Raw genomic sequence first — 14662 nt, 5'->3', positions numbered from 1 at the left:
TAATAATTATTGTTCTCTTTTTAAATGATATTCAACAATATAATCTTGGGTATTACGGTACATGATCGAGTAATTAATATAATCACCATGAACGCTATATGACAATGTGCTAAGTCTTAATATAGGTATATTTATTTCAACTTGTAGTAGCTGGCAGATATTGTGATCAGGAATGATAGGATGAAAAGTTTCATAACTCCCCGCAATTTTTATTTGGCACACATTTTCAATAAAATCAAATTTAGAACCTTCTAAATGTTTTAAGGTTAAATTGCTAAAATATTTTACTGGCATATAACTATCTTCCAGAATAAGAGGTTTATTATCGACGTAACGTATTCTTCTAGAATAAAATATGCGTTCATTAGTATTAATTCGTAATTTACTTGCTATGGATAAAGGGCAGTGAATAACACTAAACTCAATAACTTCACTTTTAACGTTATGTCCCGTATTTGCCATTAGCTCTACAAATCCTTTTAAGCTGGCATTTTCATGATGAAAATCTTTTTCTTTTATATAAGTTCCTGAGCCATGTTTTCGCTTTAATAATCCAGCATCAACTAAAACATCAATTGCTTTACGTACAGTCATTCTTGAAACACCGTATTGCTTTGCCAATATTTTTTCAGCCGGTAATGCCTCGCCAATTTGATAACCTTCTGAGTTTATTTGTATTCGCAAGTTTTTTGCTAGATTTTTATAGATCACTTTTATACCTCTTAAACTGTTAAAAATAGACATAAAAAATTTAGGTTTATTTAATCTAATTGATTGATAAATAAACTGTTCAATTTATCAGTAAAAATGTGAACGTTATCAAAAAATAAAAAGAGATCTGCAATTTTAGTAAAAAGTAGATCACTTTAACTAAAAGATTAATATGAATTAGATCACGAATAAATTATTTTTACTGAGAGAATAAATAAAAAAGCACCTAATCTAATTTTACAGAATAAAAATGAAATAAATCGATACTCATTTAAGTGGCAGTAAATAAGAGGATATTTTTATGCTCAGTCAAATACAACGATTTGGCGGAGCAATGTTTACCCCTGTCCTGCTATTTCCTTTTGCAGGTATTGTTGTAGGCATTGCTATTCTATTACAGAATCCGTTATTTGTTAGTGAAGCGTTATTACAGCCCGATAATTTATTTGCACAAATTGTTCATATTATTGAGGAAGGCGGTTGGACTGTTTTTCGTAATATGCCTCTTATTTTTGCAATAGGTTTACCAATAGGTTTAGCCAAATCAGCACAAGCAAGAGCATGTCTTGCTGTTATGGTGAGTTTCTTAACTTGGAATTATTTTATTAACGCAATGGGAATTGTGTGGGGCAATTATTTTGGTGTCGATTTTAGCAATGAAATTGGTGGTAATAGCGGACTAACCATGATTGCTGGAATTAAAACATTAGATACAAGTATTATTGGCGCTATTATTATTGCTGGTATTGTAACGGGAATACATAATCGTTATTTCGATAAACAATTGCCGGTTTTCTTAGGTATTTTCCAAGGCACTTCTTATGTTGTTTTAATTAGTTTCTTTCTAATGTTGCCATTAGCATGGGTAACACTGTTTATTTGGCCTAAAGTGCAAATTGGTATTCAATCCTTACAAGTATTTATGGTGAGCTCAGGTTCATTAGGGGTTTGGATATATACTTTTCTTGAGCGTATTTTAATTCCTACAGGTTTACATCACTTTATATATGGGCCTTTTATTTTCGGCCCTGCGATAACTGAACATGGTATTCAAGTCGATTGGGCTCAGAATATGCAGTATTTCAGTCAAAGCACACAACCTTTAAAAGCGTTATTTCCTGAAGGTGGGTTTGCTTTACATGGTAATAGCAAAGTCTTTGGTTCAGTGGGGATTGCTCTTGCACTTTATTTTACGGCGGCACCTAAAAATAGAGCGAAAATTGCTGGGTTACTTATTCCTGCAACATTAACCGCAGTTTTTGTTGGAATAACAGAGCCATTAGAATTTACCTTCTTATTTATCTCACCTTTATTATTTGCTGTTCATGCCGTATTAGCCGCTACGCTAGCGACTACGCTTTACCACTTTGGTGTTGTTGGAAATATGGGGGGCGGAATTATCGATAATTTCCTTCCTATGAATTGGATCCCAATGTTTCACAATCACTATGGAATGATTATTACGCAGATAGTTATTGGGCTTATTTTCACTGTTATTTGGTTTGTGGTGTTTAGAACGTTAATTATCAAACTTAATTTAAAAACACCTGGCCGAGAAGAAGACGAAGAAGAAATAAAACTCTATAGCAAGCAAGATTATAAAAATAAGAAAACCCAGACTTCAGACACTTTAGCGTTATCTAAAGAAGAACAGAAACTGGCATTCCCTCAAGGCATTTTAGATGGCTTAGGAGGAACTGCAAATATTAAGTCTTTAAATAACTGTGCAACACGTTTACGTATTGAGGTTATGGATGAAGGTAAAGTCAATACAGACAGTTATTTCAAGGAGTTAGGTGCCCACGGTGTAGTGCGGAAAGGTAATGCTCTGCAAATTATCATTGGGCTACATGTCTCTCAAGTCAGAGATAAAATTGAACAACTTATGAAAGAAGATACCCAAAATATCACCTTGTCGGAGGCTATATAATGAAGAAGTTCTCAGTCGTAATTGCAGGTGGCGGTAGTACATTTACACCAGGTATTATTTTGATGTTACTTGAAAACTTAAAACGTTTTCCATTAAGAGCCATCAAATTTTATGATAATGATGCACAACGGCAAGAGACGATTGCTAAAGCGTGTGAAATTGTTCTTAATGAAAAAGCGCCTGATATTGAGTTTCTCTATACCACAGATCCTAAAACGGCTTTTACGGATGTCGATTTTGTCATGGCACATATTCGTGTTGGTAAGTATCCAATGCGTGAAAAAGATGAAAAAATCCCTTTGCGTCATGGGGTATTAGGGCAAGAAACCTGTGGCCCTGGTGGGATTGCTTATGGTATGCGCTCTATTGGTGGTGTTTTAGAATTAGTTGAATTTATGGAGAAATATTCCCCAGATGCATGGATGCTAAACTATTCTAATCCTGCCGCTATTGTCGCAGAAGCGACACGCCGTTTGAAACCCAATGCGAAAATTTTAAATATTTGTGATATGCCAATTGGTATTGAATCACGCATGGCTCAAATCGCAGGATTGAAATCTCGTAAAGAGATGCGTGTGCGTTATTATGGCTTAAACCATTTTGGCTGGTGGACTCAAGTTGAAGACCTTCAAGGTAATGATTTATTACCCGTTATTCGCAAGCATGTTGCAGAGCATGGATATATCCCTAAAGTAGCGGGAGAACCTGTTGAAGCAAGCTGGAATGATACTTTTGGTAAAGCTAAAGATGTGTGGGCGTTAGATCCTACTACCATGCCAAATACCTACCTTAAATATTATTTATTCCCTGATTATGTTGTTAAGCATTCTGATCCTAAACATACTCGTGCTAATGAAGTTATGGAGCACAGAGAGAAGAATGTATTTGATGCTTGTCGAGCAATTACAGCAGCAGGTAAATCATCAGCAGGTCATTTAGAGATTGATGAGCATGCTTCGTATATCGTCGATTTGGCAACCGCGATAGCGTTTAATACGCAAGAAAGAATGCTGTTGATTGTGCCAAATAATGGCGCGATTATTAATTTCGATCCTGAAGCAATGGTTGAAATCCCTTGTATTGTGGGAAGTCATGGGCCAGAGCCGTTGGTTATGGGAAAAATTCCATTATTTCAAAAAGGGATGATGAGCCAGCAAGTCGCTGTTGAGAAATTAGTGGTTGAAGCTTGGATTGAAAAATCATATTTGAAACTTTGGCAAGCTATTACGATGTCAAAAACAGTACCAAGTGCAACCGTTGCAAAAGCAATATTGGATGATTTAATTGCCGCGAATAAAGATTATTGGCCTGAATTAAAATAGTCGTAAATTATATAACAATAACCCTGTATCTTTTTATTATGGATACAGGGTTTTTTATTACTGGATAATAAAGTGGAAATTTACGCTTTATTTTCAGTTGGCGTTTCTACCACTACTTCAGTAATTTCAACTTGGGCCACTTGAGTTTGTTGTCCCGCTTCTAACTCATTTAAACGTTGCTCTAAACGTGATAATTTTTCACGAGTACGTAATAGCACCTGTGTTTGCACATCAAATTCTTCACGATTAACGAGATCTAATTTGCTTAATTGAGACTGTAGAACAGTACGAATTTTTTTATCAACATCATCACCAAAATCTTTTAGTCCTTGTGGAAGAACATTTTGGATCTGGCGTGCGACCTGTTCAATTTTTTTTGGGTCCAACATGGGAAGTCCTCATTAATAAAATAGAAAGCTAGGTTAAGTGTAATATGTAGGCATTGGGAATAAAACCAGATATGAGGATTATTGTTACTTTTTTATTATAAAGAGTTAAATAACACGTATATCGTAAAACGATTATGTGACTCGACAGAGATTGTTACTGATAGATCATTGCCTCTTATTATTTTAAAGCGTATAGTTTCGTTGTTAATCTCAGGGCGGGGTGTAAGTCCCCACCGGCGGTAAATACCTAATTATTCAGGTAAAGCCCGCGAGCGCTTTGCTTTGCTATTGCAATTCAAAGGTCAGCAGACTCAGTGTAATTCTGGGGCCGACAGTTAAAGTCTGGATGGGAGAGAGTAAAATAGCATCAGTAGGATAATTGTATCCACCTCTGTTGTTTCTGCTTATTTATTGAGCAGAGATCCACTCCTAAGACTGCCCTGATTCTGGTAACTTTCATTAATTATTGAGGTTTTTTTTACCATGAATCAGACGCTACTTTCCGAATTTGGTTCTCAAATTGAACGTGTAGAACGTGCTATTGAAGCGCTTCGTGCTGGCAACGGTGTGATGGTGCTTGATGATGAGGATCGTGAAAATGAAGGCGATATGGTTTTCGCCGCACAAACAATGACAACTGAGCAAATGGCAATGTCTATTCGTCATGGCAGCGGTATTGTTTGTTTATGTATTACAGAAGAACGTCGTCAACAACTTGAATTGCCGATGATGGTTGAAAACAATACCAGCCATTTCCATACCGCATTTACAGTGACAATTGAAGCAGCACAAGGTGTAACAACGGGTGTTTCCGCTTCAGACCGTTTAACGACAGTTCGCGCAGCAATGGCAGATGATGCTAAGCCTGGCGATTTAAATCGTCCTGGTCATGTCTTTCCATTACGTGGTCAACCTGGCGGTGTATTAACCCGTGGTGGCCATACTGAAGCTTCTATTGATTTAGCCACGTTAGCAGGGTTTAAACCTGTAGCGGTGCTATGTGAACTCACTAATGACGATGGCACAATGGCAAGAGCACCTGAAGTAATTACTTTTGCTAAAAAGCACAATATGCCAGTACTGACTATTGAAGATTTAGTCGCTTATCGTCTTCGTGAGGAGAAAAAAGCTGGCTGAAAATAATACGTTGTAAGCGACACTGAAACACACACACACTTATATCAAGCCGTCTGAGGAAATTCAGGCGGCTTTTTTCATATTTTTTGAATAACTATTTCATACTTCTTTGACTATATTTCAAGTAAGAAGGCAGTATTCTATCGCCATATTATAACAAAGCCATAAGAGGTGATTATGCACACAACAATGATGCCGGCTCTGTTTATTGGACATGGTAGCCCAATGAATGTATTAGAAAATAATACATATACTCGCCTCTGGACGCAGTTAGGAGAGACACTTCCTCAGCCTAAAGCGATTTTGGTGATTTCAGCACATTGGTATACCGAAGGGACTTATGTGACGGCGATGTCTCAGCCAAAAACAATTCATGATTTTTATGGGTTTCCACCTGCACTCTATGAAATAGAGTATCCTGCAAAAGGTTCGATCAGTTTAGCGGCATTAATTGAAGATCTGATTGATCCAATTAAATTAAAGCTCGATATGGATCAATGGGGATTGGATCATGGCAGTTGGGGAATACTCGAAAAAATGTATCCTAATGCTAATATTCCTGTGGTGCAACTAAGCATAGATGCTCACCAATCTGCGAAATGGCATTATGAGTTAGGGCAAAAACTCACTGAATTGCGTAAAGAAGGTGTGTTAATTATTGGCAGTGGGAATATCGTTCATAACTTAAGAATGATGGATTGGCAAAACAGCGATGCAACGCCTTACCCGTGGGCATTGGCTTTTAGTGATACGATAAAAAGCAGCTTAGAAAGTGACACAATGCAAGAACGTTTATTTACAATATTATCGACTGAAGAAGGGCGCTTATCACACCCAACAGCAGAACATTTTTTACCTGCGTTGTATATTTTAGGTTTAAGGCAACCCAGTGAAAAAGTAACGCTATTGAATAATGATATCGTCAATAAATCATTAAGTATGATGACATTTCAAATTGGATAAATTCATCAAATAAACTTGTTGAAGAGCAGAAAGAGGCTAAATTCACTTTGTGGGATTTAGCCTTTTTATACTTAATTATAATGGTTTTGTATCAATCCAAAATAATATGTGGATAGAAACGAGAGAGATCTTGCGTAATCAGTTCTCTATCTTCTCTGATACAAATACCAGCAGATTGATCATTTACCAGCCAGCTACCAATTAAGGTGTAGCTATCGCCAAATTGTGGCAATGGATGGAAGTCTTGAACAATAAAGCCTTCTTCACCATAAGGGCCATCTGCAACCGCAATATCTTTACCATGATCAACGATACGAATATTTGCACCTTCGCGCGAAAACAGCGGTTTAATCACATAGCGAGATAATGATCCTGGCGCTTTACCATTATAAAAATAAGCAGGTAGCAGATTTGGGTGATTAGGGAACATTTCCCAAAGCATTGGCAATAAGGCTTTATTAGAGATAATGCTTTTCCAAGAAGGCTCTAACCAACGAATACCCGCATCAGCGAGTTTGGTTGAAAAGTCTTCGCGAAACATAAATTCCCACGGATAAAGCTTAAACATATTACTAATGATTTGATCTTGAGTATCTGTTAATTCACCGCGCTCACCCAAGCCAATATCTTCAATAAAAACAAAATCTGTTGCCACTTGTGCTTCTACCGCACAATCTTGTAGATATTGTACGGTACCGCGATCTTCTTCAGTATCTTGACAACATGCCATGTGCAAATAGCGCATACCATATTGATCACGTAATTGTGCAAAGCGGTCAATTATCTTTTCTTGAATGCTATTAAATTGATCAGCATTTTGCGGTAAACGACCTGCATTAACTTGGTCTTCAAGCCAAATCCATTGAAAAAAGGCAGATTCATACAGTGAAGTTGGTGTATCTGCGTTATTTTCTAATAGCTTCGCGGGGCTTTTACCATCGTATGCTAAATCAAGGCGTGAATAGAGTGAAGGTTGTGACGTCTTCCATGAGTCACGTACAAAATCCCAGCAGTGGCGGGGTATTTGAAAACGAGTTAGCAGCTCTTCACTGTTTGCAACTTTATCGGCCACTTGCAAACACATTTGGTGCAGTTCTTCGGTTGTCTCTTCTAGCTCTTCAATTTCTTGCATTGAGAATTGATAATAAGCATCTTCAGACCAGTAGGGTTCACCATACATAGTATGAAAATTGAAGCCAAACTCCGTGGCTTTCTCGCGCCAGTCAGGGCGCTCAATAATTAATTCGCGTTTCATGGTTATTAGCCACCTGAACGATAGGAGGATGAACCCGTAGAGCTGCGGTTATTATTGGTTGCCGCTTGTCTCGAAACTGTATTGCCGAAACCACCACGAGTCACTGTAGAGGTTGTCGAAGGTTTTGGCGTCATTGCGGTTTTTGGTACATCCATTTGGCGACCACCGACAGCTGGGCCATAATTACGGCCGGTTGCATCAACAAATTTACCATTAGCAGGGCTTGTTGGGTTACGTGAGCTAAAGAGTGGTTGTGAAGCGCCACCGCCCATCATTCGACCCATCATATAACCTGCCATTAATGGCATAAAGAAGCTGCCACCTGAGTTAGCCTGTGCCATTTGAGTATTATCTGGATTGAGATTATTGGCATTTTCAGTACTAACAGGTTGACCGTCAATTGATGCAGTTTGTGTACACTGTGCGTCACCGAATTCTGCTACACAGTCTTCAAGCGTCGCATATTTAGGCGCAGTACGCTGAGCTTCTTGTAATGCTGTGCGATAAGAGTCTTCACACTGGGCAGCTTGTGACGGATTAGCTTGCGCACATTCTTGTGCATTCATATACAGTGAAACTGTTTCATCACTCTCTTCACATCCAGAAAGAGCGAACACAGCTGTGATTGCGATAGCGACGGGCGCAAGGCGATAAGGACGAAATGCTTTACGAAAAGCATCACGATTAATCGATTTGGTACGTTTCATTGGCATATTGGTAAGATCCATTAAAAGTAAAACGTTCAAAATAAAAGCTAGGATAGGTTAAATAGTTTATAAAATAAATAAGAAACACCTTATCACAAGGGATAACAGAAAAATTGTGATCTTTATAAGGTTGAGACAGAAGAAATCAGCAGAGTTCTCTATTTTCAAAACTATTGTCGTTAATTTTTTTAGAGGTTTAGTTTAATACAAATGGAAAAATACTATCGTAAAACATGAAAAGTACTATCGTAAAAATTAAAGTAAAAAACCGCTTATCAGCATATAACTGAAAGCGGTTTGTTATTTTTAACCCGTTAAAAGGGCGTTAACTTAAGGCGCCGGATTAATTGTAGGGCTAGTTAAGTTACGAATAATATTATCCGGCGAAGTTGAAACTTCTTGACCCAATGCATTATTTAATTGGATTAAATCACTCTCGTTTAGCGTACCGCGAGCATACTGAATATTTAATTGGTTAATTAAATAATCATAACGAGCGCTTGATAGTTTTTGTTTTGCATCGTAAAGCGTAGTTGTTGCATTCAGTACATCAACAATAGTACGAGTACCTACTTGATAGCCTGCTTCAGTCGCATCTAATGAGCTTTGCGCCGAAACAACAACTTGTTGATAAGCTTTAATACTACTGATTGATGCAGAAATATTGTTGTAAGAAGAACGCGCAATTTGCACGATAGTGCGGTAAACAGATTCTAATTGTTCACTTGCACTGGTAAAGCCATATTGAGCTTGTTCAACTTGTGAACTTGTTCTGCCACCAGTGTATAACGGAATGCTTAAAGACAAACCTATACTGTTTTGTCCAGTGTAGCTATTACGGCTACTTTGGCTTGCTGGTGGTAATCCACTACCGTGGCTGTGGTCATTAGAAACGCCAGTAGAGGCATTTAAATCAACCGTTGGTAAGTGACCTGATTGCGCTAAACGAATATTCTCGCGGGCTAAATCTTGACCTAAACGAGCACTTAATAAGCTTAAATTACGTTCTTCTGCATCTTTTAACAGTTTTTCAATTGAATCAGGTGGTGTGGTTGAAAAACGACTAATGTTTAGTGATGCAAGATTGATATAGTAAATACCGCTGACTTGGCGCAGTTTTTCTAATGCATTATCTAATTCGTTACGACCAGCAACTTCTTGTGCCAGTACGCTATCGTAGTTTGCACGCGCATTTTGGACGTCAGTAATTGCAACTAAACCTACGTTAAAACGTTGAGTTGTTTGATCTAATTGGCGATAAACTTGTTCTTTTTGTGCTTCAATAAATGATAAAGAATCTATTGCACGTAGCACATTAAAATACGCCGTTGCGGTATCTAAAATCAGCTGTTGTTGGCTAGTTTGATAAGTAACATCGCTTATACCCGCTGTTTTTTCTTGCAGATTAAGTTGACGCCATAAAGACATATTAAACACTGTCTGAGTGAGCGTTAAATTAGCACCAAGAGAGTTTGACTCGGTATTGTTATTATCGCGATAGCCACTTTTATAACCTACAGAAGCGCCTAATCCCAATTGTGGTAATAATGGGCTACGCGCTTCATTAATTTTCTCAAAAGCTTGATTGCGTTCAGCTAATGACTTACGTAACTCAGGGTTACTGTCCTTTGCTTTTTGATAAACTTGAAGCAGATCCTCAGCCTGACTTGCAGTGCTGAATCCTGCCAAACTCATCGCGACCAAAAGAGAAAGCAGTTTTTTCATTTTAATTCCTTGTTGCAACAGTTTCGCTGAGTTGCCTCTGTTAATCTTTAATTGGGATAATTCTAGCAGATTGTTTCCCTAACTAGGGGTAGCCATTTGTGCCATATCCTTTTATTTTAGATTAACCTTACATGATTTGTCGGTAAATTTCTTTAAATCTGTATTAAACGTAAGCAATAAAAAGAGTCTTAAAGATAACTTAAGGAATATTGTATGAAGAAAAAGGAAAATATACCATTTTTATACTCTCGTGATGATGTGAAACTTTTAAGTAAACGAGATTTATATAAAGGTTTTTTTCGACTAACTGAATATCGCTTTAAACATCGCCTTTTTGAAGGAGGGTGGAGTGAAGAGGTTAAACGAGAAGTGTTTGAACGTGGTCATGCTGGGGTATTACTGCCTTATGATCCACTACGTGACGAAGTTGTATTAATTGAACAAATTCGTATCCCTGCTTATGAAACTAGCGAAACCCCGTGGTTATTAGAAGTGATTGCGGGCATGGTAGAAAAAGGCGAAAGCCCAGAAGATGTTGTAAGACGAGAAGCTCAAGAAGAAGCGGGTGTTGATGTTGCGCGTTGTGAACCTATTATTAGTTATCTTTCCAGTCCTGGCGGTACAAGCGAAAGAATGCATGTGTATGTGGGCGAAGTTGATGCTACAACCGCGAAAGGTATACATGGATTAGCCTGTGAAAATGAAGATATTCGGGTTCATGTTGTGAGCAGAGAACAAGCGTATCAGTGGGTAGAAGATGGAACTATTGATAATGCAGCATCCGTTATTGCGCTTCAGTGGTTACAACTTCACCATGTTGTGTTAAGAAAACGCTGGGCTGAATGTTGATTTATTAATAAGTGCAGTTATGTGTTTTAGCATGTATTCCAAAAGGTGTATTAAAATTGACAATTATCGTTAAGTGTACGATATAAAATGAATTAAATGATAAAATGAAGTGCAAAAAGAATGATTGAGAGCGAGAATATTTCTCAGTAATCTTTTGAAATGTGTAGTGGTTAGCAGATTTTTAATACGAAAACGCGTTAAAATACAGCTATTGAAAGTGAAACAAGGAAACCTTTTGGAAAGCCAGCTTGAATTGTCGGTGACGCAGAAAAACACCGTAAGAATCTTACAAATTACAGATACCCACCTCTTTGCTAATGTGGAAACTGCTGGGCATTAATACCTATCGCAGTTATCACGCGGTATTAAACGCGATTAGAGAGCAAGGATTAGAGGTTGATCTGATTGTCGCTACAGGTGATTTAGTTCAAGACCAAACCTTTGAAGCTTATGAGCATTTTGCGCAGGGCATTGCAACCTTAACACCACCTTGTGTTTGGTTGCCGGGTAATCATGACTATCAACCAGCGATGATTGACGCTTTAAATCAAGCGGGTATTTTGTCGGCAAAACAAGTGGTTATAGGCGAAAATTGGCAAGTATTGTTGTTAGACAGCCAAATCCAAGGTGTTCCTCATGGTGAACTATCGGATTGTCAACTAGATTGGCTAACTCGTTGTCTTGAAAGTAATAAGCAAAGAGATACAGTTATTTTACTGCATCATCATCCAATGGCATCCGGTTGTACCTGGTTAGACCAACATAGTTTAAGAAATTCTCAGGCGCTTTCTGATCGCTTAAAAGGGCATTCTCAAGTGAAAATGATGCTTTGTGGTCATATTCATCAGGAAATGGATGAAATGTGGAATGGTATTCGTTTATTGGCAACGCCTTCAACATGCATTCAATTTCGCCCTCATTGCACTAATTTCACGTTAGATACAGTATCTCCGGGCTGGCGCTATCTCGAATTATCTCTTTCACCTGATGAAAAAGGAAAAATAGAAACTCAAGTTTATCGTCTGAAGGGGACTGAATTTTGCCCCGATCTTGATGCAGATGGCTACTAAGTTATGCCTCGTATTTTGTATTTGCACGGATTCAATAGCTCACCTAAATCAGCTAAGGCGCAAGCATTTCGCCATTGGCTAACGATAACTCACCCTAAAATTGAATTATTGATCCCCCAACTCCCCCCTTATCCTCAAGAAGCGGCTGAGTTGATCGAGGCATTAATAAAAGAAAATGCCGATGATAAGTTAGGATTAGTGGGGTCATCATTGGGTGGATATCTTTCTATTTGGTTATCTCAACGGTTTCATTTACCTGCCGTTGTTGTTAATCCAGCCATTCGTCCTTTTGATTTACTGCAAAATTTTCTTGGTGATAACGAAAATCCATATACAAATCAAAAATATAGATTAGAGCCTTATCATATGGATGAATTGCTCGCATTACGTATCCCCTCGATTATCTCACCTGAACTTATTTGGTTGCTTCAACAAACCGGAGATGAAATACTTGATTATCGTCAAGCGGTTTCATATCTTGGCGCATGTCGGCAAACCATAGAATCGGAAGGAAACCACGCCTTTGTTGGTTTTGAGCGTTTTTTTCCACAAATTATTCAGTTTTTAAAGATAATTTAGCCTTTCGGTCGATTAACCTGTAAAAGATAGGTTGATGCATCTATCCGAAAATTAATATCATATTGCCGCTAACACCTGTTATTATAAACAGTATTTTCAAACAGCGAACCGCAGATTAATACAATGACTCAATCAAGTTATAATGCAAAGGATATTGAGGTTCTAAATGGTCTAGAGCCAGTACGCCGCCGTCCTGGCATGTACACGGATACAACTAGACCGAACCACTTGGCACAGGAAGTGATAGACAATAGCGTGGACGAGGCGCTTGCGGGACACGCAACGAAGGTCGATGTCATTTTATATGGCGACCAATCTATCGAGGTTATTGATAACGGGCGAGGAATGCCTGTCGATATCCATCCAGAATTAAAGGTTTCTGCTATTGAGCTGATCCTAGCTCACCTTCATGCCGGAGGAAAATTTTCTAATAAAAACTATCAATTTTCTGGCGGGCTACATGGAGTAGGGATATCCGTTGTTAACGCATTATCTAAACGCATAGAAGTTACAGTTCGTCGAGATGGCAAAATATATCAAATTGCTTTTGAGAATGGCGATAAAGTTGAAGAACTTCATGAAATAGGCACTTGTGCTAAACGTGATACGGGAACTAGCGTTCACTTTTGGCCTGATGTGTCTTATTTTGATATTCCTCGTTTTTCTACCAAAAGTTTAGCTCATGTCTTAAAAGCTAAAGCGGTACTTTGCCCTGGCGTTAGTGTTTCTTTTGTCGATAAAGTTAACAATACGCAAGAAAACTGGTGCTATGCCGATGGACTAACTGACTATTTATGTGAAGCTGTCGCCGAATTTATTCGTCTACCCGAAGAGCCTTTTACTGGAAAATTTGAAAGTGATAACGAAGCTGTTGAGTGGTCAATGCTTTGGCTACCAGAAGGTGGGGATTTACTCACAGAGAGCTATGTTAACTTAATTCCAACAGTACAAGGAGGGACTCACGTTAATGGTTTGCGCCAAGGTGTGTTGGATGCAATGCGTGAATTTTGTGAGTTTCGTAACTTGCTACCAAGAGGCGTTAAATTAACAGCAGATGACACATGGGAACGTTGCGCTTATGTCTTATCTGTAAAAATGCAAGATCCTCAATTTGCAGGCCAAACGAAAGAACGTTTATCTTCACGCCAAACTAGTGCATTTGTCGCCAATGCTGTAAAGAATGCATTTATTTTATGGCTTAACCAAAATGTTCAAGTTGGTGAATTGCTGGCGGAGATGGCAATTAGTAGTGCGCAGCGTCGTATGCGTGCATCGAAAAAAGTAGTCAGGAAAAAATTAACGTCAGGTCCCGCGTTACCAGGCAAATTGGCAGATTGTACTTCTCAAGATCTTCGTTATACCGAACTGTTTTTAGTCGAAGGGGATTCTGCTGGTGGCTCGGCCAAGCAAGCGCGTGATCGTGAACATCAGGCAATTATGCCGTTGCGCGGTAAGATCCTAAATACGTGGGAGGTCTCTTCTGATGAAGTTTTAGCATCACAAGAGGTTCACGATATTTCAGTTGCTATTGGTATGGATCCTGATAGCGATGACTTAAGCCAATTACGCTACGGTAAAGTGTGTATCCTTGCGGATGCGGACTCCGATGGCTTACATATCGCCACACTGTTATGTGCTCTATTTGTTCGACACTTCCCAGCATTGGTGAAACAAGGGCATGTTTATATGGCAATGCCTCCTCTTTATCGTATTGATTTGGGCAAAGAAGTTCATTATGCCCTTGATGAATCAGAGAAAAATGCCATTTTACAGCGCCTTAGTCGTAAAAAAGGAAAGCCAAACGTACAGCGTTTTAAAGGATTGGGTGAAATGAATCCAATTCAGTTACGTGAAACAACACTTGATCCTAATACGCGCCGTTTGGTGCAACTGGTTATTGATGAAGAAAATTATCAAGAAACACTTGGTATGATGGATATGTTGTTGGCGAAAAAACGCTCTGAAGATCGTCGCAATTGGCTGCAAGAAAAAGGCGATGAAGTTGACATCGAAGTGTAAATGGAT

General features: G+C 38.5%; 12 protein-coding genes, 1 pseudogene and 1 riboswitch. Of the genes and pseudogenes, 8 read left to right on the top strand and 5 right to left on the bottom strand.

Features of this window, described 5'->3' with window-relative positions; genetic code table 11:
• Window positions 1-6 precede the first annotated feature (6 nt).
• On the bottom strand, window positions 7-711 hold the full coding sequence (locus M997_RS15625; RefSeq protein ID WP_064721042.1) for a GntR family transcriptional regulator: 705 nt from the start codon (window positions 709-711) through the stop codon (window positions 7-9).
• Between the two features lie 301 nt (window positions 712-1012).
• On the opposite strand from M997_RS15625, the gene M997_RS15620 reads away from it, so the two are divergent.
• Window positions 1013-2641, top strand: a complete 1629-nt coding sequence (locus M997_RS15620; RefSeq protein ID WP_064721041.1) for an alpha-glucoside-specific PTS transporter subunit IIBC — start codon at window positions 1013-1015, stop codon at window positions 2639-2641.
• The gene (locus tag M997_RS15615; RefSeq protein ID WP_064721040.1) at window positions 2641-3963 is read left to right on the top strand and encodes a 6-phospho-alpha-glucosidase; all 1323 of its coding nucleotides are present in this window, start codon (window positions 2641-2643) and stop codon (window positions 3961-3963) included. The genes M997_RS15620 and M997_RS15615 overlap by 1 nt, the downstream gene beginning before the upstream one ends.
• Window positions 3964-4043: 80 nt before the next feature.
• Here M997_RS15615 and ubiK read toward each other — a convergent pair whose 3' ends face one another.
• On the bottom strand, window positions 4044-4352 hold the full coding sequence (ubiK, locus tag M997_RS15610; RefSeq protein WP_064721039.1) for a ubiquinone biosynthesis accessory factor UbiK: 309 nt from the start codon (window positions 4350-4352) through the stop codon (window positions 4044-4046).
• A 202-nt stretch (window positions 4353-4554) separates the two neighbouring features.
• A riboswitch (FMN riboswitch) is annotated at window positions 4555-4714 on the top strand.
• Between the two features lie 121 nt (window positions 4715-4835).
• Here ubiK and ribB point away from each other — a divergent pair.
• On the top strand, window positions 4836-5489 hold the full coding sequence (gene ribB, locus M997_RS15605; RefSeq protein ID WP_064721038.1) for a 3,4-dihydroxy-2-butanone-4-phosphate synthase: 654 nt from the start codon (window positions 4836-4838) through the stop codon (window positions 5487-5489).
• Window positions 5490-5666: 177 nt separating this feature from the next.
• Window positions 5667-6452 (top strand): 4,5-DOPA-extradiol-dioxygenase, encoded by a 786-nt coding sequence (gene ygiD / locus M997_RS15600; RefSeq protein ID WP_064721037.1) that lies wholly within the window; start codon window positions 5667-5669, stop codon window positions 6450-6452.
• 91 nt (window positions 6453-6543) lie between these two features.
• Here the strand turns inward: ygiD and M997_RS15595 are convergent, their stop codons facing one another.
• The 3 genes from M997_RS15595 to tolC form a co-directional block, all read right to left on the bottom strand.
• On the bottom strand, window positions 6544-7707 hold the full coding sequence (locus M997_RS15595) for a glutathionylspermidine synthase family protein (protein ID WP_064721036.1): 1164 nt from the start codon (window positions 7705-7707) through the stop codon (window positions 6544-6546).
• Between the two features lie 5 nt (window positions 7708-7712).
• Window positions 7713-8420, bottom strand: a complete 708-nt coding sequence (locus M997_RS15590) for a DUF1190 family protein (RefSeq protein WP_064721035.1) — start codon at window positions 8418-8420, stop codon at window positions 7713-7715.
• Window positions 8421-8744: 324 nt separating this feature from the next.
• Window positions 8745-10139, bottom strand: a complete 1395-nt coding sequence (tolC, locus tag M997_RS15585) for an outer membrane channel protein TolC (RefSeq protein WP_064721034.1) — start codon at window positions 10137-10139, stop codon at window positions 8745-8747.
• 213 nt (window positions 10140-10352) lie between these two features.
• Between tolC and nudF the strand changes: the two genes are divergently transcribed.
• The 4 genes and pseudogenes from nudF (at window position 10353) to parE (ending at window position 14656) form a co-directional block, all read left to right on the top strand.
• On the top strand, window positions 10353-10988 hold the full coding sequence (gene nudF / locus M997_RS15580; protein WP_064721033.1) for an ADP-ribose diphosphatase: 636 nt from the start codon (window positions 10353-10355) through the stop codon (window positions 10986-10988).
• Between the two features lie 235 nt (window positions 10989-11223).
• Window positions 11224-12058: pseudogene (cpdA, locus tag M997_RS15575) on the top strand (3',5'-cyclic-AMP phosphodiesterase).
• Window positions 12059-12061: 3 nt separating this feature from the next.
• Window positions 12062-12637, top strand: coding sequence for an esterase YqiA (gene yqiA, locus M997_RS15570; RefSeq protein ID WP_064721031.1), 576 nt, complete (start codon window positions 12062-12064; stop codon window positions 12635-12637).
• A gap of 123 nt (window positions 12638-12760) precedes the next feature.
• A complete protein-coding gene (gene parE / locus M997_RS15565; RefSeq protein WP_064721029.1) occupies window positions 12761-14656 on the top strand; it encodes a DNA topoisomerase IV subunit B in 1896 nt (631 codons plus the stop codon).
• Window positions 14657-14662 lie beyond the last annotated feature (6 nt).

The organism is Proteus hauseri ATCC 700826 (assembly GCF_001654965.1).
Classification (GTDB): Bacteria; Pseudomonadota; Gammaproteobacteria; order Enterobacterales; family Enterobacteriaceae; genus Proteus; species Proteus hauseri.
Note: the sequence above shows the minus strand (reverse complement) of the source record. Positions and strands in the feature narration are given on the sequence as shown.